This is a genomic window from Sphingomonas kyeonggiensis, from assembly GCF_014196745.1.
GTDB classification, from domain to species: domain Bacteria; phylum Pseudomonadota; class Alphaproteobacteria; order Sphingomonadales; family Sphingomonadaceae; genus Sphingomonas; species Sphingomonas kyeonggiensis.
Window position 1 is genome coordinate 1,005,757 of the sequence record NZ_JACIEH010000003.1, and the last position, 19,882, is coordinate 1,025,638.

Here is a 19,882-nt window from a genome sequence, read left to right on the forward strand (position 1 = left end):
ATGGGCAGGTCAACAGGATGACCGCCAGCCAATTACGGGATTTTCTCGTTACCGCGCTCGTGAACCAGAATGGCGGCAGCCCGCGCCGATGGAGGATCGCGCTGGGCCCAGTTCAGCTTCGCGATCCCATTACCGAGGCAGATTGCGACCTCTCGCTCGCCCGCCGTTCGCCGGAGTATGGTCAGGGTGATTCTGGAAAATGCGGAGATCCGGAACTTTACACCTGCACGATCAGCGCTCTGGTCGGCAGTCAGCATGTTCAGGTTTTCGCCGCCATGATTGCGAGCGGCCACGTGGAGGTACGAAGTCGCCTGCGCCGGCGATACGGTCCGCTGCTTGAGGATGAGGCGATCGTTCGGGCGGGGTTCGATTGGAGCGAGCCATTGGCGTGCGCGATGGTCTCGGATGCCATGGCACATGTGCTGGAAATGGCTGCGGAGGAGCAGTCATCCCCAATCGCCGCTGGCCTGGATTTCCAGATCGAACAGAGGTTCGCTGCGTGAGCGACCACGCCGCGGTCGAAGCCTTTGACGCGATTTTGCGCGACTGGGCCTGCTTCATGGTCGAGCTGGGGCGGCGTTCCACAACGGTAGAAAATTGATGCGCCTGATCGATCCGCCTAATGGCTGGCGCTATGGCTTCCCGAAGCAGTTCGATCCCGAACCCGGGCAGCACATCGACGACTGGCTTCAGAACAATGGCTATCTGCGAAGCGAAATAGACGTGTGGGAAGGCAAGGGCGTACCTTGTCAGGTCTGGGAAGCCGATCAACACCACTAAGATCGAGCGCTTAGTCCCAAGCTGTTCAGCTCAGAATATGCCGCCAGCGCACTGGCGCCATCTACATGTAGTGGCAGAAGGCTCGGATCGGTTGGAAAGCCCAGGCTTATCGTGTCCTGACACTTTTGCCACTGGCACAAGCTAGCATTGTCATTCAGGAGCTCACACGTGCTATGGGAATGGCAAGTGATGGGCCGTAAACGGAATGTCGGGTTTGTATTGCAAGGGCTAGGGGAGCGGACCTTGTTTGCTCACCTATAGCGCTGCCCGCGAAGGCTGAGCCCCCGACCACTTCCCGTCTGGGAAAGACGGTTAGCCGTCGCGCGAGCCGGCGGATTGCCACAGGATGTCGAAAGCTTCGTGCATGGAGGGAGCTAGCGGGGCGGAGAGGTCGAGCGCGTCGATTAGCGCCAGAAACAGCGATGGCGCGCCGATCTTCTTGCCGCCGGGCCGCGCCCGGCAGCTGACGACGTCCTCGGTGCCGTCGAGCGAGAGCTGGATCAGACCGCTCCCGGTCAGGCCGGTGACCGCGAGGGCGCCAGCCAGGCGCTCGCTCCAGCCAACGAACTCAAGCTCGACCATCGCGCCATCGATCAGAATCGCATTGTCGTCTTCGACCCGGTGGCCGATAGTCACTTCGGCTTCGGGCGGACCAGCCGCGCCAGCCAGCGCGTCTCCGGGTTGCGCTCGGGGATCTGCATCGGCACCGCGCAGGTCCATCATTGCTTGGCGTCCGAGGGTTCCTCGATCCGCACCTTTTCGTTCGGCGGAAATTGCAGCTGCGCCTGCTCGACCGTGCGCGGATCAAGGCGTTGGCAAGCATGGGCTGCATGGGGCGCGATGCGGATCGTAAGGCAGGGACGGGGGACCAAGCGCGGTGCCCCGCCGCGGTTGCGATCATGGGACAGCTCGACGATCGCCTGGTTGGCCCAGTCGCGCGAGGGATCGCCCGCTGCCAGGCGCGGTAATCGCCACCCGGAGCGACCACGTACCGCCCGGTCGAAGCCGTCGACCGTGCCGGCGAGATTGTTTGCCGCCTTATTCAACTGGTCAATCGCCTCGAGCGTCGACTTCTGCGCGCCCAGCCTTCGATCGAGCGTGGTCTTCGGCGAGGCGAGGTTGGTGTTCGAGTCGAGCAGATGGGTCTTGGCGACCAGCAAGCCGCAAAGGACGCGGCTCGTCTCCAGAAACGCCGCGAACGGCCGCTGCAGTTCGCCATCCTCCAGCTCATATTGTGCGCCGAGCCAGGTTTCGGCGATATCGTGGAGCGGCGCCACGCAACCATCGAGCGGCGTCTTCACCATTATCCGGGTGGCACAGAAATAGATCCACACCAAATGCGCACGGGCCGCCTCTTGCGAGACGACCCATAACACCCCTTGCTCTCGCTAGATCAGAAGCGGAAACGGACGCCGGCGCGGCCGCCATAGCCTTCATAGTCGCCGCCATTGGCATAGCGGCCCTCGAAGAAGCCGCTGATCGCGCCGTGCTGCGAGCCGATGTTCAGGCCCAGCAGCCCTTCGCCATAGTCGCTCAGCCGCTGGTTGCCGAAGCGCACCGTCTGGCTGCCGCTGGTGAAGGTAACCTGGTCCTGGCCTTTGAACTCATGGACATAGTTGCCGCCGCCATAGAGCGTCATCTTGGCGGCGCCGATATCGCTGGTGAAGCCGATCCGCGCGCCACCACGGCCGCGCACGCCGTCCTGGTCGTTGAAGGCGAAACTGCCCGACGCATTACCGAAATTGTCGAAATCGGAATGCGTGTACGAAACGCTCGCCGCCGGCTCGAACCAGAGCTTGCTGCCGAAGCGGACGCCCGCCTCCGCCTTGCCGCCATAGATCGACCCCTTGAGCTTCTGGGTATAGCGCCCGGAGATGCTGACATTGTCACCCCAGTAATAGTCGTACTTAGCGAGCGCGTTGATGAAGAAGCTGCCGGCATTGAGGCTGGCATAGACGCCGCCGTTAACCGCATCGAAATTGATCCGGTCGGGCGAGTTGGCGAAGTTCAGGTTGGAGTTGAGATAGCCGCCGGTCAGGCCGAAGGCGAAGCCGCCCTCGCCGGCCGGCACGCCGAGATCAATGCCCATCTGGCCACCGAAATAGTCCTGCTTGTAGCTGAGGTCGACGGGCGTCGCGACACCGTTGAACGCGAAACTGCGGTTGCTGCCGCGCTGCTCGACCTGGCCGAGCACCTGAGCCCAGACGCGCCCGCCAGCGCCACCAGGACCATTGGCCGCGACATTGTCGCGCAGCTCGCGCATATGGCCCGACCAGCTGTCGCCCGACTGCAACCAGAGGTTGCGCACCCCTTCGGCGAACAGCGAGGCGCGATAGACTCCGACGCCCGGCGTGGCGACCAGGCTGTAGGCGAAGGTCGTCGGGTTGTAGACGATGCCGTACTGGATCAGCCCCTGATCGACGCTGCCGCCGTCGAGCGTGAAGGCCGTTGCGGACGATGCCGCGCCGGCCTGCGCCACCACTGCGCCTGCGCTGGTGCTGAGCACTGCCGGCACATTGTTGAGCGCGGCGATCGAGACGATCGTCGTGCCTGTCGCTGCGCCGCCGATGCGCAACTGGTCACCGGTGAAGGCAATAAGATCGACATCGACTCCGAGCTGCGCTGCGCCGCTGCCCGTATAGCTGCCCGGCAGAACCAGCACATCGCCGACATGGCCGTTGCGCAGATCGACCAGGCCACTGTTGTTGAACGTCTCCAGCCCGGTCAGCGTCACCGTGCCGGCGGTCGTCGCCAGGCCGAGAACCCGGAGCGTGCCGGCGTTGTTGAACACATCCGCGCCCCCGCCGAAATCACTGTTGCTGTTCGCGTTGAAGGTGCCGGTGTTGTTCACCGTATCGCCATTGGCGGTCAGCAGGATGCGCCCGTTGATTGTACCGTTGTTGTTGACGGTCGCCGCGCCACCGTTGACTGCGAGGGCATAGTTGCCGCCGTTGATCGTGCCGGCGTTAGTCACCGTGGCGCCCGTGCCCGAGGTGATCGTCGCACCGTTGTTCAGGCCTCCGAGCGTGCCCGAGGTCAGCGCGAGATTGGCGGTGGTCGCCGCAGCAATGTTCACGCCGTCGAGGCTGGCCGAGTTGTTGGCGCCGCTGAGCGAGACGCCCACCGAGCCGGCGGTGCTGTTCGCCACGATCGCATTCGCGGTCGCACCGGTGGTGGTGACGCCGGTCGCCGAGACGGTGACCGCGCCGCCGCCATTGGCGACAATGCCGCGGCTGCCGGCGCCGGTGGTGGCAACCTGGCCGCCGGTGATGGCGATGGTGCCGGGCGTGACGATGTTGATGCCGTCGGAAGCGGCGCCGGTGGTGGTGATCGTGCCGCTATTGGCGAACGTCACCGGACCGGTGCCGGTGATGACGACCGCCGTCCCCGCGCCCGTGGTGCCTGCTCCGGCAACCGTGGCGTTGATCGCGCCGGCACCGCCTGTGATGCGAAGCGCATTCGCGCCATTCGCTGCCTGCCTGCCGCCGGTGAAGGTCACTGCGCCGGTGCTATTGATGACCGTGCCGGTCGCGCCGGCGTCGGTCGCGGTGACTGCGCCGGTGGTGAGCGTGACGGCGTTGGTAGCGGCATTGACGATCAGGCCATTGCCGGTCGTCGCCACGGTGCCAACGGTCAGGTTCACGGGAGCGGTCGAGGTGATGATCGCACCCTGCGATCCGGCACCTGTGGTGGTGACGTTGCCCAGATTGCCAGTGACGCCCGCGCCGGTGACGATCGCGGCGGTCACGCCGGCGCCGTTGGCGCGCAGCGTTGCACCGTTGCCGCGCAGGTTGATCGTGCCGGTCGAGGCGAGATCGAGTGCCGCGGCGCTGTTGGCGCCCGCCGCAATACCCGACGTCGTAATATTGCCGTAGCCGGCATCGATCGCGCCGTTGACGGCGCGGCTATAGAGACCTGTGCCGCCGTTGCCGGCGGTGGTGATCACCCCCGCATTGGTGGTCACCGTTCCGGTACCGATGGTGTTGGCGGTGACGCCGTAAGACCCGACGCCCGACGTCGCCGCCGAAGTGGTGTTGACCGCCACATTGCCGCCGACCGAGGTCGCGAACACGCCGTTGCTGTTGAGGCCGGTCGTGGAGAGCGCGCCGCAATTGACCGTCACCGATCCCGTGCCCGCGGCCTGCGCCGAGACCGCGGTTGCATTGTCGCCGGTCGTGGTGACGCTCGGGCAGCCGCCCACGTCGATCGCGCCGGTCGGGCCGAACGCATTGGCGATGATGCCGGCGCCGTTCACCGTGCTGACGGTGCCGGCACGGACCGTCACGTTGCCGGTGAAGCCCTGCGCCGCGATGCCGTAACCGCCGGGCGTAGTGGCACCGTTGATCGAGGTGGTGACGTTGCCGGCAGTGACCGACACGGTGCCGCCATTGGCGAGGATCGCGCGATCGCCCGTCACGACATTACCGACGACGGTGGTATTCGCGCCGTTGGTCGCCGAGATCGTTCGGATGCCGCGGCCGGTCGCGATGATGTCGCCCGCGGTGGTCGAGATGACGCCGGTCTGGGCGCCCGCGTCGATCGCGGTGCTGTTCGCGCCGCTGACGTTGATGTTTCCGGTCCGCAGCGTGAGGTCGGTGCCGGCCGTCGACAGCACGCCGAACGAATTGGCGCCGCTGGTCGCAATGTTACCCACCGTGACGGTGGCCGGCTGGGCGAGCGTATTGAGCGTCACACCATTGGCAGCGACACCGCCGATGACATTGATGTTCACCGGCGCGCCGGCGCCGGCAGGGGTGAGGCTGAGCGCACCGCCGGTGGAAGTCAGGTTGACCGCGGTCAAGCCCGTCGTCGAAATCGGGCCGGTGGCGGTATAGGTCGTCGTTGCCGGGCTGGTCGTATCGACCGTCACCAAGCCTGGGCCCGGAATCGTCGCATTGCCGGCGGTCGTGGTGCCGGTCAGGACCGTGGCCGCGCCATCGACGCAGGTGATCGTGGTGCCGGTCTGCGAACAGGTTGTCGCCTGCGCGGCGGCGCTGGTGGGCAGAAGCAGCATTGCTGCGGCGGTGGATACGCTACCGAGGAGCGCGAGGCGCAGCTTGGTGGTCGGGGTGGCAAAAGCCATCACGTGCGAAGCGAACATTGAAGCCGGTCTCCTGGAATCAGGTCCCCCCGGATTAGTTTTCGCTTAGCCGCAACCTTTGGGCGTAGATACTCGTATCACTACTAGGTCAAATAATTGATCTACCGAAGAAAATTTTCGCAGAAGATAGTTCCGCAGCAAGGAGAAATATTTATTTCGAAAGTCGCACAACCATCCCAGGAGCATGTTCTCGGAATTTCTTCGCGAGAACTTATCCACGCCGCGATCGATCATTCGTCTATCGGCGTCGCCGTCTTCGACCGCGACTTTACCGTACACTTCCTCAACTCCGCGATCACCCGGCTCCTCGGCGCCGGGGCCTACGCCACCCACGGGCTGGCGATTCTGGGCATGCTTGGCGTCGATGTGGACGTGGCGATGGCGGAGATGGCATCGCAGGGCGGCTGGGACGGTTTGGTCAGCATCGACGCGCCCGGCTGCGTCGAATGGCACGTCACGGTGGAGGCGTTCGATGGCGCGAACAACGCGGCCGGCTGGCTAATTACTATGCTCAGACATGTCGCGCGACCAGCACCCGTTTCGCTCACCGACCCCCAGCTTATCGCCCTGTCCGGCAAGCTCACGGCGCGCGAGCGCGAGGTGATGCTCGCGTTGCAGGAAGGCGCCAGCAACAAGGCGATCGCATTGCGCCTGGCCATCAGCCCGCGCACGGTAGAGTTTCATCGGGCGCGGATAATGCAGCGCTTCGCCGCCACTTCCGTGGTCGAGCTGGTGCGAAAGGTGAGCGAGGACACTAGGGCAACGATGTGATCGATGGGCGCATGCAGGCACGCCTCAGCGGCAGTCAAGCCGGCTTGCTCCGCGGCAAGGGCGTCGTCCGCGCGAGGGGCATGGTGAGGAAGTGCACGCCCCCTACGCTTAGTTCAGCTTTCGGCGCCCTCGTCCCTGGCCCGCCCTTCCGCCGCACCCGTCGATGGCGCGACGTCGACGTCAAGCTAATGGGATGCGTTGCAGCCTAGATCGACAGCGGCCCAACGAGACGATCGACTTCTTGCGAGCTCAAGTGACTGGGACGCGAACGAACGGCTGCTTTCGGTATGATCGCAGATCACGATCAACGGCCGGGATTGGAGCGCGAAGCCGCCCTCCTCTTCTCGGCAAGCCAGATCGCTCAGTCAGGCCGCCGGGACGAGCGCATGGAAGTCGACAGGCCGAGCAGTGAGCGGCGCCGCACAGACGATGCCAAACTCAATCGACCACAACCAAATCTTTGAAGGAAGCGCTTATGATAAACTATTGAGAAAAACTTTCCATTGGCCGTCAAATTCTCGCGCCCAGGCACCGAGCGTTTCGTAAAACGTCTCTCGTCTCAATATTACATCGCTAATGCTATTCTCAAACTCGTCCTGTGTCTCTGCATTTATAAAGGCTGTTATTCGCGCGAATTGCCCATCGTCAACTTGCACGACGTGACTACCATCATCAAATGCAGAGTCGCCATCTGGCGCCCATATTAGCGCATTGGCGTACAAATTATCATCAATCTCCTTGCTCCACTGAGAGGGAATTACGCCGCCCTCAAATCCTCGATTATAAATAGAGTTTAAGATATAAATTGAAAGTTCTTTCGAATCAATTTTCGATGATGAATTGAGGATATGCTTACCATCCTGGCTAATCCTGGATACAATCTCGTTATATGAATTACCCATTACGCAAGCTCGGGGCTTTTTAACACCGTATTGCCTACCTCCGACGTGTATCAGAAAATATCCGATGCCCATTTGACTCTTCTGCGCGACAAATTCGTCAACGCACGATTCTATCGCCAGCATCTCCGGGTTTCCCACGAGTATATGCATTATTAGTCCCATTTTCTCTTAAGTATTTCGTTCGGGATATTTCTTAACTGAATGGGATCATTCCCAGAAGTTGATCCATTCCAGTGCGTCTTTCCATTGCTCGGCCTAGAGAATCGATGGAATACACCGTCAGAATCCCTTGTCCAGCGCACGCCACTCTTGTCTTGAACTGACTTGCTATACAATTCACGGACGTTTTCAGGTTCAGGGCTCTGCGAATTCTTATGGTGCTTGGGGTTTGATTCCCTTTCAGCAGGCTTGTTATGTGGGTCATTGTCATCGGGCGGCGGAGACGCAGATGCAGTACGCTGCGTCGATACCGAAGGCGTACGTCGTGGTGGCGATTTTGGCGGCCCTCCAACAATGGCTTGGATCAGCTTGCCACCATAGTACGCTGTTCCCGCAATGAGAGCAGCAGCGCCAGCTGTGCAGGCTTGTGATGCGAGACAAGCCGCAACGGCACCCTCGCCGATGCATAAATCTTCAATGCAGTTCCCGCTTGGATCGGTGTGATTGATGGGATCATTGGCGACATAGGCATATAGATTGACCTGATCCTGGTACCCAATCGGATCTGTCTGCAGGAAGCGCCCGAGCGTCGGCGAGTAGATGCGGGCCTTGTAGTGATACATGCCCAGCTCGGGGATCCAGGCCTGACCAGTGTACTGGAAGCGCCCGCTATTGCCGCTGGCGGGAATGCCATATTCGTCATAGCTGTTCACCGCGATGCGGCTGCCGTCCCCATCGGCCACCGCGATGATTGAGCCCTGATGATCCGCGAACAGGTAGCGCGGAAAGGTGCTGGTCCCGTTGAACTCTACCAGCGGGTCGTCCACGCCATCTGCAGCACCGTGTACGTAGCGCTTCAGCAGGGTGCCCGAGCCGTCGTATTCGGCGATCAGTGCATCGCCGTCATAGAGGAAGCGCGTATCGCTCACTCCGCCGCGGTAGACCTGGTACAGGCGGCCGAGCGGATCATAGACGAGCGCGACGCCCGCCGAACTCGCTACCAGCCGGTTCTCGGCATCATAGGCGTAATTCGTACTGCCCTCGGAGATCAGATTGCCGTTCGCATCATAGGCAAACACCACGCCTCCAGCGCCACCAGCACTCGTATATTGATTGAGACCGTTCCGCGTATAGGGCCGGTCAACATTCACATAGCCGGTGAAGCGATAGTCGTCATTGTCCCGCGCGCGGCTGACGATCTGGCTCGCCGGATTATAGGCCAATGTCGTCAGGACATTGCCGCCGCTCGAGAAGTTATGCCTATAGCTCGTCAGTCGGGAGACGCCATCATAGCCATAGTTGGTTCCGAACCCCCAAGATGCCCCCCATTGATTATATCGGTAGAGCGTGGAAACTCGTCCGGCTTCATCATAGGGTGGATAGAAGAGCCCGATAGTTCCATCAAGATCGGTGTAATAGAGCCGGTCCAGGCCATCCCGGTAATAATTCACAAAGTGGTTATCAGGGTAGGTGATGCGAACACGATTGCCATTGGCGTCATATTGATAGCCCAGGCTGCGGCTCACTCCGCCCATGCTGGTGGTGCTCGAGGACTGTCGCCCGAACCCATCCCAGCCACTCAGCACCGCATCGGCGCCGCTGGCACTGTCGAAGCGCGCCGCGGTCTGCAGCCCTCGCAGATCATAGCTGTAATAGACATCACGCGTGGCGCTGGCATTCACGCTGGTGCAGGCATAGCCAGCGACACAGGCGTCGGGCACGATCTTCGACGTCATCCGGTTGAGCGCGTCATAGCCATAGGTGAACACGCGGCCGTCCCGCTTCCTCAGGGAGGTGCGGTTGTCGTTGGCGTCGTAGCTATATTCTTCGCGATCATTGGGATTCACCGCGCCTGAGGTCGCCAGCGCATTGGCAGGCGTCGAGCCGTTATAGGCGCTCGGCGCAGTCGCGGAGGGGAATTGCCACTGCTTGTGGCGATCAAGACCGTCATAGATCATCCGCGCCTTGTTGCCGTTGGCATCGACGACATATTCCTGCTTGCCGTTTGTCGTATAGCTGTAGGTGACATAGGCTTGCTCGAGGCTCGTTCCGACTGCCTTGCGGACCTGCAGCAATTGCCCTGCCGCGTCGTAGATGTTCTTCGTGATACGGTCCGCGCCTTGGCTGCCCTGGGGCCCCAGAGTGCAGGCATCTGGCAAGGACCCGCCGAACTGGCTCGAGTTCATGCGGGTGGCGGTGCAGATCAGCCGGCCAAGCACATCATAGCTATATTGCGTGACCGAATAGATCGTGCCGGCGCTGCTCAGCGATTCCCGGACCTTCCGGCCGAAGCTATCATATTGATAGTCGGTTCGCTTGTTCACATTGAAGTTGGGCCAGTCTGCCGGGGCCACGCTGGCATCGGGCCAGCTGAGCAATTCCCCTTGTTCGACACTCGTCAGCCGGTCCGCCGAATCATAGGTATAGCGGGTGCCAATGTTGTGCAGCGGCCCCGCGCCATCGGGATCCGGCAGCATCTCCCCGGTCTTGCGGCCGGAAGAATCATACCGCGTATCCGTCGTAAAAGCGGGACTATCCTGGCCGTGGCTCACGCCGGGCAGGAGCAAGAGGCAACCAAGCGCTGCCTTGAGAGCAAATCGCATAAAATCTCCGGACAGCTTGGGGTTCACGGGCACCCGACGCCGGTGCCGCGCGGCTTGGTTTGGCTGATGACGTCGCCGCGCCCATTGTAGACGTAGCAGGTTCGCAGGGTCTGGCCGTCCGCGGTCACCGCGACGCCGCGGAGCATCAGATTGCTCGCCGGTCCGTCGTTGCCATATTCGTAGCTAGTCACCACTTCGTCCGCCGAGCCACCAGCGCAACCATTGCCGACCGTGGCCGTGGTGCGACAGGTGCGTTCGTCATTGGGCAGCCAAATCCCTTCCGTGGAGGGGCCGACCCCACCGCTCGAATTCTTCAGGTACGGAAAGCGCTGCACATACGAGTAACGTGTGACCGGAGAGATGCCGTTCACGGCCGGCAGGGTCTTGGTGAGCATCCCACCATGATTTGGGTCATAGGTGTAGGTGGTAGTCGCGCCACGTGCATCAGTGACAGTCAACGGCTTGTTGCAGGTCTTGGGGTTGGTGCAGGCCGCAGGATAGGTAGCAGAGATCGAATAGGCAGAATCACTCGAACCTGGCTTCGGAACAAAGGTCATCTTGGTTACATTGTTTCGCGTATCGCGCTCATAAGTCCTTCCATTGCCTTCGGGTAGGGAGTCCGCGATTATTCGGAAATCGAAGTGGCTATAGCTGTCCAGCCCTTGCGAAGAGGTTCGCCCGAGATTGTCGGTGATGGATTCGACGGCGCCGAAAGCGAGATTACCACTGGCATAGCGCGAGAAGCCGAGCGGGCCCTGGGTGTCAGTCACGGCATAAGCCGTTATGCGCCCTTCCTCCATGTTGCGGTAATAGGTGTAATTCCAGGTATTGCCGCCCTTGGTGACTGAAGAGACGTGCCGCTCAAGATATCCGTCATTATCACTGCCAACCGTTTCATAGGTGTAGCTCACGGCCGAGCCCGGCACGCCGGTATCTTCGATGCTCTGGATGTCGCCGAGTATCGGCTTGCCAGGAACAGAGGATGCGCCAAACGTCAGCTTGCGCCCTTGTGTCTGCCCTTTCCGGCGAATTAATATGCTGCGGTCGCTGTCGCTGTAGATGAAATCCACATAGTCGATCGCAGTTGCCGTGTTGGAGCACAGCGCCATCGCGCTTTCATTGCAATAGAGCTGCGCCTTGTTGAAGGACAGGACGCGCTTCACTCCGCCCCAAGCCGGCGAGCTCGGGTTGTCGGACAGATACTCATACTCGATCGTTGCGCCGCGGTTAGAGCTAACAGAGCGCAGGCGCCCATAGGGCAGCCCTTCGCGCGTGATCATCTGCGTATATAACCGCCAGATTTCACCGTTCGGGAAATTAATCTGGTCGATATAGCGCCGACCCGATGGTTCAATCTTCACGGGAACATTAGAACCATCGGCAGCGTAATAACCATCTCCGCCAATATAATTGCTGAGATAAATCATATGCGTCGGCCCAATGCTGGGAAGATAGCTGGAGCCGTCCGGGTTGGTGACTATGTAAGTATAGTGACCGCGCGTCATGCCACTGCCAATTGGCGTGGTAACGGCGTTGATATAGCCAACGTTCTCATTCATGAAAGTATTTTCTTGAAATGGAAAATTGTTGTCAAATGTTGATCCAGTTTGCTCAAGCGGAGCAAATGATACGGCCCAATCTCCACTCGGCATCACCATTCTCATGTCGAGCCTAAGTGAGGTAAATTCTGAAGCAAAGCTCAGTAGGGGAATTGTGACGTTCGCCTTGCCGGATACCAAATCTACGCCATTTTCATCTAGAGTCTTAAGCGCAGGCTCGGTTGCAGTCAGATATGCATAGGGATCGCTCTGCGCCAATGCTGCGCCAGGCAGAAAGCCCAGCAACGCGGAACCAATAGCTATGCTCGAATGTACGCGGCGCAGCCCCCGGCTAAGCAACTGAGAATAGGCTTGCATTACAACTGATGCCCCATGTTAGTGGAAGGAGACCAAGGCGCCATACTTCGCCCCGCCATCAGACAATTCATTGATGTATTTAGGCGTGCTTCAGGCCGGATGAGATTCGAGCGCGATAGGCAGTAACTCAGCAGGATGCTGCGCGTCGTTTGCGCCTAATCGGCCGCCGCTCAGGGCGCGCCGGTCACTTTGACGTTGGTGCGGTTACCCGCCTTGTCATAGGCGTAGTTGGAGATGACGCTGCTGTTCACGCTGCCGCCGTTCTCGACCTTCACCAGGCGCCCGAGCTCATCGTAGGTGTAGTTCGTCACCTCGTTCGCCAGAGGCGGGGATGCAGTCGCAGACAACGCCGCGAGCCCGATCGCGATGGCAGCAACCGGCAAAACCAACTGTTTCAGATAACGCACTCGTTCCCCCCTGAACCCTCCATCCAAAGGGACGCGGTCATGTTGACCACCCGGAGAGGCTCACGCGGATGATCGACCGCCAATGTTTCGGAATCAAGTCCGAGCCGATCGCAAGGCCGAAACGGTTCAAATAATCCGCAACCCTGAGTGTCGGTAAGCACCCGACGGCTAGAGTCCGGTTCTCAACTAGGGCTTCGGGAAAGGTCTCTTTGTGTTGTGTCGCACTTCCAATCCGGCGCGGGCTGGCTCCAGGACAAGATGGCGGGGAACAGGCTGATTTCCGATCGGGTCGCCGATTGATCGGAGCCCTCTCTTCCCCAGAAACCGGTTCCCTAAGTCCTTTCGGAGCTGTGATCGGAGCAACCGTACCGCAGGAGGGGCGTCGCCTGCGGCAGCTTTTGCCTCGCTCGATTATTCTTGCCCCTGGCCTCGGGGCTCAGGGAGGCGATGCCGCAAGCATCCATTCTCTTCGTGGCAATCGCTCTGGGGATCTACTTGTGCCCGTTTCGCGAGGATTGACCCGCATCGAGGATCGGGATGTTTCGCTGGAGCGCTACCGCGCCGTCATCCAGGAAAGGGTCGATCAGTTCAAAGCGGCGATCGTGTACGATTACCACATGACGGCCTGAACAAGCCACCAGCCTAGGAAGGCCTTAGTCAACGTCCGCCTTCGCGATCGGTTGACCGAAAGCAGCCTGACTGTTTTCCACCCAATATCAGCCATTCCGGTCTCAATCTTACCGGCCAGAAGCGGCCCAACCGCTAACGCCCCAATTGCCCCCATTCGCGTCTCGTGAGAAAATGCGCGTATGACACTCATGCTTGCCATCGCGATTGGCGCCTTTTTGCTTGCATTTTTCGCGGCCCGCATTGTCGCGAAGAGCGTCAAAAAGCGCTTTTGGTCGTGGCTGGCAGTTGGCTCAGTGGCCGTGTTACCCACCGTTGCGCTTTATGCCGGCATTCGGCACTCGTCGCAAATGGTTGGATGGGGATTGCTCCTCCTTGTGCCCGCATCAATTGCATGGGCCTTGGGCTGGATCGTCTGTTTTGCATGCACGAAATGCCAGCTGGTGAATGGCAGCTAACCACCCATAGTCGGCCGTTTGGCGGTGGGGCGGCCAATCCAAAAGCGGGTCAGGCTGCAAACGCCCCAGTTACGGCCGCTCATGTTCGAAGCGGCTCTTTCCAAAACCTGCCAGGATCATATAGCCTTGATGCATGAAAGCCTTGTCGCTGGTCGCATCCTGCCTTTTGCTCACTAGCTGCGGCGACCGGACCAAACCGATAACGATGACAGATCAGCGCCTGATCACTGGACTTCGCACATGTGGCATCGATCCCGCTGATGCCGTCCAGGTGAACGAGCGGGTGAACGGGCAGCCCAGCGACTATCTCGTATTTAGCGACGCCGCGCCCTATCCCGAGGCCAAGATGCGCTGCTTGGCGCGCACGCTTGTGCAGGTGGATTATGGAGTGCACCAATCGGGCGAGCGGTTCGAGGCCGCATATTTGCCCGCCTGGAAGGTTGAGTTTGCGATCCATATGCAGGAGCGCGCAGGTTCCTGGCTGCGAGAACATCGCCCAGGGAAAAGTCCGCCGCAGTTTATGCAAGGAAGCCGTTCGCTTAGCGATTTCGCGCGTGAGCTGGAAGTATTCTGTGGGGCCAAGCCGAACGCCTTGTCGGTGGAGAGGCAATCACTCCTGGTTCCGTTCCAAGAGGAGGAACCACAGGCCGAATGTCTACTCTCGGCGGCGTTGGCTGCCAATCCGGAGAAGCATGGATTTGTCGTGCAGACTCCGAGCTACGAATAACGCACTGCTTGGGATTGTCAGCAATTCGCTTGTTGGATCAAAAAGCGGACCGTCCGCTTCCCACCCAATTGGGGCCGTCCGATCGGTGCTAGGCCGATCCGAAAGCGGCCTCGCCGCTAACGCCCCAATTGCAGACGCCGGGAGAAACTGGAATGCTGGTCTCGTGCTTCGAGGACCAGAGATGCGCGTTACGCCGTGGCTGATTAAAATAGCGATTTTGGCTGCCGGCATCGCGATCGGTGCGATGACTATCGTTCTGACCCATTCAACTTCAGGCATCCGGGCCGATAAGCCTACGGTAGCGGTAGCTCCAATAGCTTCGCCATCCACGGGGAGCAGTGCTGAACTTGGATCTAAACTTCTACAGATAGTAGGGCGCAACTTGATCGCTGACAATCGAGCGATGCGGCACCCCGACGGCCCTCTCTTGCTATTTGCCACGCCTAAACCCTTCGGCGAGACACTTTGCAGAGTTGATGTATATACTGTGGCTCCAAAGATCGTCCGTGGGCAAATCTCGGAAAAAGAGAGATGGGATGATGATCTGAAGGTCGAGACACAATATGGATTATGGAAACGTCCCTCTCTCGCGGGAGGAGACCGAGATCGGGCCTGTGCCGCGTATCGTGATTTTGAGCATCTCATTAGGGATGGAAGCGTGCTCTCTGTCGCGCGTGCAGCATTCGTAATGGACGAGATTCTCGCACAGGCGAAAACGGGCAAGTTCGGTTTTCAAGTAACTTGTACCAGATTCGCGCGTGATCCCAATGCCGATCCAGCGCCGTGCGATCCTGTCACAGTACTCCGCTTATTAAAACTCAAAGATATTTATCGAGCCGAGCAAAAATCTGAAGTCAAAGGTGGACGTTCTTACATACGACAGGACGAAATTCTCGTCGCCGGTTCAGGGCTAAAGGCGGAATTGAAGACCAATAGGTACTTATTCGCGGTGATCAACGTCGAGGACGAGCAGCACGTCGGCAGACAGAGCATCGATGAGGCCGATGTGAGAGCGGTTAAGATTGAGATATCCGAAGTGTACTGACCCGACCTGAGCCGGGAGGACGTGCAATCGGGCCACCGTCGGATGACCGCTTTCCACCCATACGCCGACGTTCAGGCGCCGCCCGGCCGAATTTAAAGCCGCCCGGCGGCTAACGCCCCCTTGCGGACATTCGTAGCGGACGTATTCTTTAGCGATGTGGACCGATGCCGCACAACGTGAGGAGGCTCTGATTGAGCTTCGGCAGGTGGTCTCGAACCTCCGTGCTCAGGTCAACGAAGATAAGTTTGATGGTTCGGACCTGGTGCTGGGCTGTCGTCGAGTTTTGAACCTGTGGGTAAATAGCGGTGGCTCGTCACTGGATGATCCGGTGATCACTTTCACAGGGATAGAGAGCCAGTCCGATCACGTGCTTGGAGGAAGTCAGGTCCGAGTTGGCCGCGATGTGGATCACGTCCGATTTGAGCCCGGTTCCGCAGCCGAGCAAGAGGAAGTGGAAGAGATTGGCCGCTTCTTTCGCGAGAGCTTCGTCGACGCCGTGAACAGCTTGTCATCTCATCTTGATGGCAGCTAGCCACCCAATCTCAGCCGTTGTGGGTCACCCAGAAAGGTCGCCATCCATATGCTCACGGCTTCGAACCTGTTTCGACGCCGTCGCGGTTGCTGCCCAAAGCACTGAGAATAGTACCAGGCCCACTCCTAATAGCAGGAAGGTCAGGCTGCCAGTCTCGCTGAGGTAGAGGAGGCAGACAGAAAAAATGATCGCAAGCGCGCTGACGACGCTTAGCAGTTTCATGCCTGTCATGGCATTCCCTTGTGGCCGGCTGCCTATCCAACATGGCAGCGTCGGATATGCTCGGCAATCCCCGGGGCGACACAGACGCTCATCTGATTGGCGGGGCGGCACGACCGCTATCGAACGGCTGAGACTATACAGCGTATCTCCCTGAATGAGCATACCCGGAAACTGTCGTCCGGGATGACGCATAACCGCCGCGTTAGTCGCGTCGGAGTATATCTCGATCAGCTCTGTACGCATTCAGGCTCCCCGTCTGTCAGGGGCATTTTGGCTAGCGGCGGCCATGTCCGCAACTGGGGCGTTTCCGGAACGACAGCGTTAGCCTTCGGCGAGCAGAGCTCTGCCAGTGTCTGTCCAGGTGCCGCCGCGTCCGGATGGAGAGACCAAGCCGTATTCGACGAGCAACTCGACGGCATCTTCGCCAGCCCCCATACACTCGTGGTCGAGCGCAGTTTGCTCTCCGCTGCCGATGTATTGTTCGCACATCCAAGCAAGGGCCAGGAGCAAGCGCTTTTCGTTCGCCGTCATATTCGCATTATGGTCTTCGTGCTGACGGACGACAATGTCCGGAGTTGGGGTGGTTGCTGCCCGACCGCTTTCGGATCGGTCTGGCACCGGTCGGACGGCCGACTATGGATGGTTAGCCGACGTTCCAGAACGGCGTGTCTACGCCGTTGAGCCATAATTTCTCAAAGTCGGCACGTGACATTTCTCGCGGTTCCGTCCCTTCAAAGCCGTCTTTGAGGGCAACGTCGATGAGGGAGGGGCAGTCGCGCCCGCCACGCTCTTCGATCTCGATGCTGTTGCGCTCAATGCGGCCATCAGGGAAAACCTCGATGGACCGGCATACCGCGTCACGCGAAACGTCGATCTCGTAATACATCCATTCAGGTTCACCCGGCGGAAGGTCAGGTTCGGGCCACGGGAGGCCGAAGTAGGTAGGCAGCTTCAGAGAAGGCATGCGGCATGATAGCGCGCCTCGGGCCGCCCGCAATGTCCGCTATCGGGGCGTTAGCGGTCAGCGACCAGCACGACCTCGTCGGTCGGCGGCAGCTGCATGACCTCGCCGGGCGTCAGCAATGCGCGTGCGGTCTCCTGCCGGCTGACCATGACATGTGCCAGCCAGGGTGCGAGCCTATGGCCGGCATAGTTGCGCATCGCGCGCTGCTCGGTCGCGGTGCCGAGCGTCGGAAATCCGCTTGGCCGTTCGCTCGTCGTTCTTGAGTTCGGTCATGCGCCGGTCGTTGTTCTGGTACAGCAGGGCCAGCAGGTCACTCATGGAATCGGGGACATCAGAATTCACGGACATTGCCCGGCGCTCCAGGTTTCAGATGAGATGAAGGTGGCGAGGTCGCCTGACAGGCGCCTCAACGCCCGTCGAATATGACGGCACCGACAGCCGCGACCGCTACGCCCTGGAGGATGAAGAGCAGGGCCTGGCTGTTGTCGAAGAGCATATAGGCGGTGATGCCGATCATGTTGAATGCCGGCTGGAGCAGGATCATCGAGATCATCAGCACGATCTGAAAGGCACTGATCGCGACTGCCCAGCGGAAGCGCCATTGATCCACGGGATAGTCGCGCCATTTCTTGCTTGGTTTGGAAAATACTGCGGCCAGCAGGATCGACAGCGTGGGTGTGTACTGGCCGAGGAGCCAGTTGAGGGCGATCTGCCCGTCCGTCCCGTATCGGCCGCCAAGGATTTGTAGCGAAACGAAGAGTGTCGCGAAGCAAGCCGCCGCCACCCAGGCGATGAACAGCACACGCACGGCTTTCTCCCGCGTCATCGGAAGCCAAGGAAAGCTGAGTGGAGCGAGAACGGGTAGGCGCCGTCATTGTCCGCGACCAGTTCGGCAGACTTGGAGTTGTTCGCGACGAATTCATAGACGAGGAGCCAGACCTTCAGCGCGGGCGGTGCTACCCGGCGCGAGGTGGTAGCGCTCAGGGCAACTTTGCCATTGTTTTTCCAGCGGGTGAGATCGACCTGCTGCGCGTCATATGTGTTGGGGTTCGGATCTTGGTCCGAGACGATGAACACGAAGACCCGGAATCGTCCCGTGTCGCCCTTCAGGAGCTGGGTGACATATTCCAGGAAGCCGCCTGCGGGTGGCGTCTTCAGCATCCATCTTTTCGGATGGGGGCCACCTTTGTCGTCTAGCCTTTCCACGTCGGTGGTGATGCCGAAGCCGTTCGTTGCGCGTACGCTGAAATAATGCAGCCTCGCATAACCCTTACGCGCGAGTAGCGCCTTGATCTGCTCGTTATAGTCGCCAATGACCGCTCCGCTCCTGAAATTGGCCGACACGTCGCCCATCGACGAGGGACGGGGAGGCGGCCATGGTAGGAACTGCTCTTCGGCGCCCTGACCCGCGTCGCCAGAGTCCGTACGAAGCTTCGTATTCAGCACCCAGCCGACATTATCGTTCGCATCGGCGACTTCCCACCACAGGCCGTTTTTCAGGCCGGTCGGATAGACCGGCGATCCCACAGGCAAGATACGGATCAGCTTGCCGGTCGCGGCGGGCGTGCTCCTCATCGAGACCGGTGCTTCCGCGACGAAGATATTGGACCGCCCGGACGATGCGGTGCCACGAACGGCTGGTGCAACAAGGTCAAGCTCGGTGACCATCTTCGAATAGGCTTGGATGAACGACAGCGTCATGACGCGTCCGATATCCGTGGAGTCATAGCCTCCGCCTACGGCGCCCACTGCTCCCATGGTGCCCGAGAGAAATCCCCCGTCACCCCGGGTACCCGGCCGCAGGTCTTTCTTGCTGGCGTATCCCTCCTGCACCGATAGCGTCTCTGTCGTGCGGATGCTAACGAGCGACAGCGATGTGTTCGCTTCGAGCTTCCGGGAATTGACGCTGCCGACAATCGCCCCGACGCGTCCACTGACAACCCCACCGATCACGCCACCGACACCGCTGCCATTTCCGTTATATTTGGTCCGCTGCACCTCGGCGAGCAGCACATAGTCGGCCGCCTTCACCTGGCCCTGCCCGATACTGGAAGTCCCATACAGGCCGTGGTCCCCACCGATCGGGCGCTCGCGTGAGGCTGCCTGCAGACCCATTCCGCGGTCGATAATGTTGAAGCATCCGGAACGTTGGACCATCACGCGCAGAAGCTTCGCGGGTGCCGCGAGCTGATATCTGGCCCAGCCCGTCGGATCGTCGCCATCGACGATCGCGATGGTGCCGTGCTTGTGCGTGCAGCGAGGAACGTCCTGTACCGCTTGCTCGATGGCGCGTGCTTCGCGGACCCGCTGCTCGGCGCTCGGAGTGGCAGGCGCCTCCTGCCCGAACTGAGGAGAGGTGGCTGGTTGGGATTTCGCGGCACTTGGCGCCGCCGCGCTCGCGGGCGCCGGCATTGATGGACTGCTTGGTGGCCTGCTGCCGGCGAGTCCACCTGCACTGCCTGACGCGCAGCCGCCCAAGACCAGCAGCAACGCAAGCACCAAGATCTCGTTCGCGGCTCTCACGGATTGGCCCCCCGGTAAGATAGGCAATCCAGTAAATGGGGAGCCTGCTGGAGTCGAGACTCTGAAGGTGCGGTTCGCAAATCAGACGCGAAGTGGAAGATCGAAAACTATAACCAATTTGGACTGAATGTCGCTTGGTTCAACA

The 19,882-nt window shown here is 60.2% G+C and carries 19 protein-coding genes and 1 pseudogene; 7 read left to right on the forward strand and 13 right to left on the reverse strand.

Translation table 11 applies throughout. The features are described from left to right. The first annotated feature begins 17 nt into the window (after positions 1-17). Both GGR46_RS19920 and GGR46_RS19925 read left to right on the forward strand, forming a co-directional pair. Positions 18-503 carry a hypothetical protein gene (locus GGR46_RS19920; RefSeq protein ID WP_183999740.1) on the forward strand — a complete coding sequence of 162 codons (486 nt, stop codon included), beginning with the start codon at positions 18-20 and terminating at the stop codon, positions 501-503. A 97-nt stretch (positions 504-600) separates the two neighbouring features. After that, positions 601-780 carry a hypothetical protein gene (locus tag GGR46_RS19925; RefSeq protein WP_183999741.1) on the forward strand — a complete coding sequence of 60 codons (180 nt, stop codon included), beginning with the start codon at positions 601-603 and terminating at the stop codon, positions 778-780. Between the two features lie 312 nt (positions 781-1,092). Here the strand turns inward: GGR46_RS19925 and GGR46_RS19930 are convergent, their stop codons facing one another. From GGR46_RS19930 to GGR46_RS19940, 3 genes are all read right to left on the reverse strand, one after another. Next, positions 1,093-1,503: a hypothetical protein gene (locus GGR46_RS19930; protein WP_183999742.1), complete on the reverse strand. Its 411-nt coding sequence runs from the start codon at positions 1,501-1,503 to the stop codon at positions 1,093-1,095. After that, positions 1,500-2,081: a hypothetical protein gene (locus GGR46_RS19935; RefSeq protein ID WP_183999743.1), complete on the reverse strand. Its 582-nt coding sequence runs from the start codon at positions 2,079-2,081 to the stop codon at positions 1,500-1,502. The genes GGR46_RS19930 and GGR46_RS19935 overlap by 4 nt, the downstream gene beginning before the upstream one ends. A gap of 92 nt (positions 2,082-2,173) precedes the next feature. Next, positions 2,174-5,881 carry an autotransporter domain-containing protein gene (locus tag GGR46_RS19940; RefSeq protein ID WP_183999744.1) on the reverse strand — a complete coding sequence of 1,236 codons (3,708 nt, stop codon included), beginning with the start codon at positions 5,879-5,881 and terminating at the stop codon, positions 2,174-2,176. Positions 5,882-5,977: 96 nt separating this feature from the next. On the opposite strand from GGR46_RS19940, the gene GGR46_RS25555 reads away from it, so the two are divergent. Further along, positions 5,978-6,652: a LuxR C-terminal-related transcriptional regulator gene (locus GGR46_RS25555; protein WP_246426223.1), complete on the forward strand. Its 675-nt coding sequence runs from the start codon at positions 5,978-5,980 to the stop codon at positions 6,650-6,652. Between the two features lie 473 nt (positions 6,653-7,125). Here GGR46_RS25555 and GGR46_RS19950 read toward each other — a convergent pair whose 3' ends face one another. The 4 genes from GGR46_RS19950 to GGR46_RS19965 form a co-directional block, all read right to left on the reverse strand. Further along, positions 7,126-7,716 carry an Imm42 family immunity protein gene (locus GGR46_RS19950; protein ID WP_343058262.1) on the reverse strand — a complete coding sequence of 197 codons (591 nt, stop codon included), beginning with the start codon at positions 7,714-7,716 and terminating at the stop codon, positions 7,126-7,128. Next, positions 7,707-10,316 (reverse strand): RHS repeat-associated core domain-containing protein, encoded by a 2,610-nt coding sequence (locus GGR46_RS19955; protein WP_221262863.1) that lies wholly within the window; start codon positions 10,314-10,316, stop codon positions 7,707-7,709. The genes GGR46_RS19950 and GGR46_RS19955 overlap by 10 nt, the downstream gene beginning before the upstream one ends. A gap of 23 nt (positions 10,317-10,339) precedes the next feature. Then, positions 10,340-12,232 (reverse strand): hypothetical protein, encoded by a 1,893-nt coding sequence (locus GGR46_RS19960; protein ID WP_183999747.1) that lies wholly within the window; start codon positions 12,230-12,232, stop codon positions 10,340-10,342. Positions 12,233-12,402: 170 nt separating this feature from the next. Next, complete coding sequence (locus GGR46_RS19965) at positions 12,403-12,639, reverse strand: hypothetical protein (RefSeq protein WP_184000140.1); 237 nt, start codon at positions 12,637-12,639, stop codon at positions 12,403-12,405. 809 nt (positions 12,640-13,448) lie between these two features. Here GGR46_RS19965 and GGR46_RS19975 point away from each other — a divergent pair. The 4 genes from GGR46_RS19975 (at position 13,449) to GGR46_RS19990 (ending at position 16,028) form a co-directional block, all read left to right on the forward strand. Next, on the forward strand, positions 13,449-13,724 hold the full coding sequence (locus GGR46_RS19975; RefSeq protein ID WP_183999748.1) for a hypothetical protein: 276 nt from the start codon (positions 13,449-13,451) through the stop codon (positions 13,722-13,724). Between the two features lie 133 nt (positions 13,725-13,857). Beyond that, entirely contained in the window at positions 13,858-14,451 is a 594-nt protein-coding gene (locus GGR46_RS19980) for a hypothetical protein (RefSeq protein ID WP_183999749.1), read from the forward strand. 181 nt (positions 14,452-14,632) lie between these two features. Then, positions 14,633-15,496 (forward strand): hypothetical protein, encoded by an 864-nt coding sequence (locus GGR46_RS19985; RefSeq protein WP_183999750.1) that lies wholly within the window; start codon positions 14,633-14,635, stop codon positions 15,494-15,496. A gap of 154 nt (positions 15,497-15,650) precedes the next feature. Then, entirely contained in the window at positions 15,651-16,028 is a 378-nt protein-coding gene (locus GGR46_RS19990; protein ID WP_183999751.1) for a hypothetical protein, read from the forward strand. A 24-nt stretch (positions 16,029-16,052) separates the two neighbouring features. Here the strand turns inward: GGR46_RS19990 and GGR46_RS25945 are convergent, their stop codons facing one another. The 6 genes and pseudogenes from GGR46_RS25945 to GGR46_RS20020 all read right to left on the reverse strand — a co-directional run bounded on the left by GGR46_RS25945 (position 16,053) and on the right by GGR46_RS20020 (position 19,626). Continuing rightward, on the reverse strand, positions 16,053-16,493 hold the full coding sequence (locus GGR46_RS25945; RefSeq protein WP_425506589.1) for a DUF6959 family protein: 441 nt from the start codon (positions 16,491-16,493) through the stop codon (positions 16,053-16,055). 78 nt (positions 16,494-16,571) lie between these two features. Continuing rightward, complete coding sequence (locus tag GGR46_RS20000; protein WP_183999753.1) at positions 16,572-16,781, reverse strand: hypothetical protein; 210 nt, start codon at positions 16,779-16,781, stop codon at positions 16,572-16,574. 112 nt (positions 16,782-16,893) lie between these two features. Continuing rightward, the gene (locus GGR46_RS20005; protein WP_183999754.1) at positions 16,894-17,214 is read right to left on the reverse strand and encodes a DUF6881 domain-containing protein; all 321 of its coding nucleotides are present in this window, start codon (positions 17,212-17,214) and stop codon (positions 16,894-16,896) included. A gap of 59 nt (positions 17,215-17,273) precedes the next feature. After that, a pseudogene (locus GGR46_RS20010) lies at positions 17,274-17,475 on the reverse strand (type IV secretory system conjugative DNA transfer family protein); the annotation flags it as partial. A 145-nt stretch (positions 17,476-17,620) separates the two neighbouring features. Next, positions 17,621-18,022: a hypothetical protein gene (locus tag GGR46_RS20015; RefSeq protein WP_183999755.1), complete on the reverse strand. Its 402-nt coding sequence runs from the start codon at positions 18,020-18,022 to the stop codon at positions 17,621-17,623. A gap of 14 nt (positions 18,023-18,036) precedes the next feature. Further along, the gene (locus tag GGR46_RS20020; protein ID WP_183999756.1) at positions 18,037-19,626 is read right to left on the reverse strand and encodes a CsgG/HfaB family protein; all 1,590 of its coding nucleotides are present in this window, start codon (positions 19,624-19,626) and stop codon (positions 18,037-18,039) included. Positions 19,627-19,882 lie beyond the last annotated feature (256 nt).

Excerpts from the sequence above, each read along its gene's own strand:
- GGR46_RS20020 (WP_183999756.1), bottom strand. The coding sequence starts at position 19,626 with ATGCCGGCGCCCGCGAGCGCGGCGGCGCCAAGTGCCGCGAAATCCCAA.
- GGR46_RS19930 (WP_183999742.1), bottom strand. The coding sequence starts at position 1,503 with ATGATGGACCTGCGCGGTGCCGATGCAGATCCCCGAGCGCAACCCGGA.
- GGR46_RS19925 (WP_183999741.1), top strand. The coding sequence starts at position 601 with ATGCGCCTGATCGATCCGCCTAATGGCTGGCGCTATGGCTTCCCGAAG.
- GGR46_RS19940 (WP_183999744.1), bottom strand. The coding sequence starts at position 5,881 with ATGTTCGCTTCGCACGTGATGGCTTTTGCCACCCCGACCACCAAGCTG.
- GGR46_RS19980 (WP_183999749.1), top strand. The coding sequence starts at position 13,858 with ATGAAAGCCTTGTCGCTGGTCGCATCCTGCCTTTTGCTCACTAGCTGC.
- GGR46_RS19990 (WP_183999751.1), top strand. The coding sequence starts at position 15,651 with ATGTGGACCGATGCCGCACAACGTGAGGAGGCTCTGATTGAGCTTCGG.
- GGR46_RS20005 (WP_183999754.1), bottom strand. The coding sequence starts at position 17,214 with ATGCCTTCTCTGAAGCTGCCTACCTACTTCGGCCTCCCGTGGCCCGAA.
- GGR46_RS19950 (WP_343058262.1), bottom strand. The coding sequence starts at position 7,716 with ATGGGACTAATAATGCATATACTCGTGGGAAACCCGGAGATGCTGGCG.
- GGR46_RS25945 (WP_425506589.1), bottom strand. The coding sequence starts at position 16,493 with ATGCGTACAGAGCTGATCGAGATATACTCCGACGCGACTAACGCGGCG.
- GGR46_RS19960 (WP_183999747.1), bottom strand. The coding sequence starts at position 12,232 with ATGCAAGCCTATTCTCAGTTGCTTAGCCGGGGGCTGCGCCGCGTACAT.
- GGR46_RS19975 (WP_183999748.1), top strand. The coding sequence starts at position 13,449 with ATGACACTCATGCTTGCCATCGCGATTGGCGCCTTTTTGCTTGCATTT.
- GGR46_RS20000 (WP_183999753.1), bottom strand. The coding sequence starts at position 16,781 with ATGACGGCGAACGAAAAGCGCTTGCTCCTGGCCCTTGCTTGGATGTGC.
- GGR46_RS19920 (WP_183999740.1), top strand. The coding sequence starts at position 18 with ATGACCGCCAGCCAATTACGGGATTTTCTCGTTACCGCGCTCGTGAAC.
- GGR46_RS19955 (WP_221262863.1), bottom strand. The coding sequence starts at position 10,316 with ATGCGATTTGCTCTCAAGGCAGCGCTTGGTTGCCTCTTGCTCCTGCCC.
- GGR46_RS19985 (WP_183999750.1), top strand. The coding sequence starts at position 14,633 with ATGCGCGTTACGCCGTGGCTGATTAAAATAGCGATTTTGGCTGCCGGC.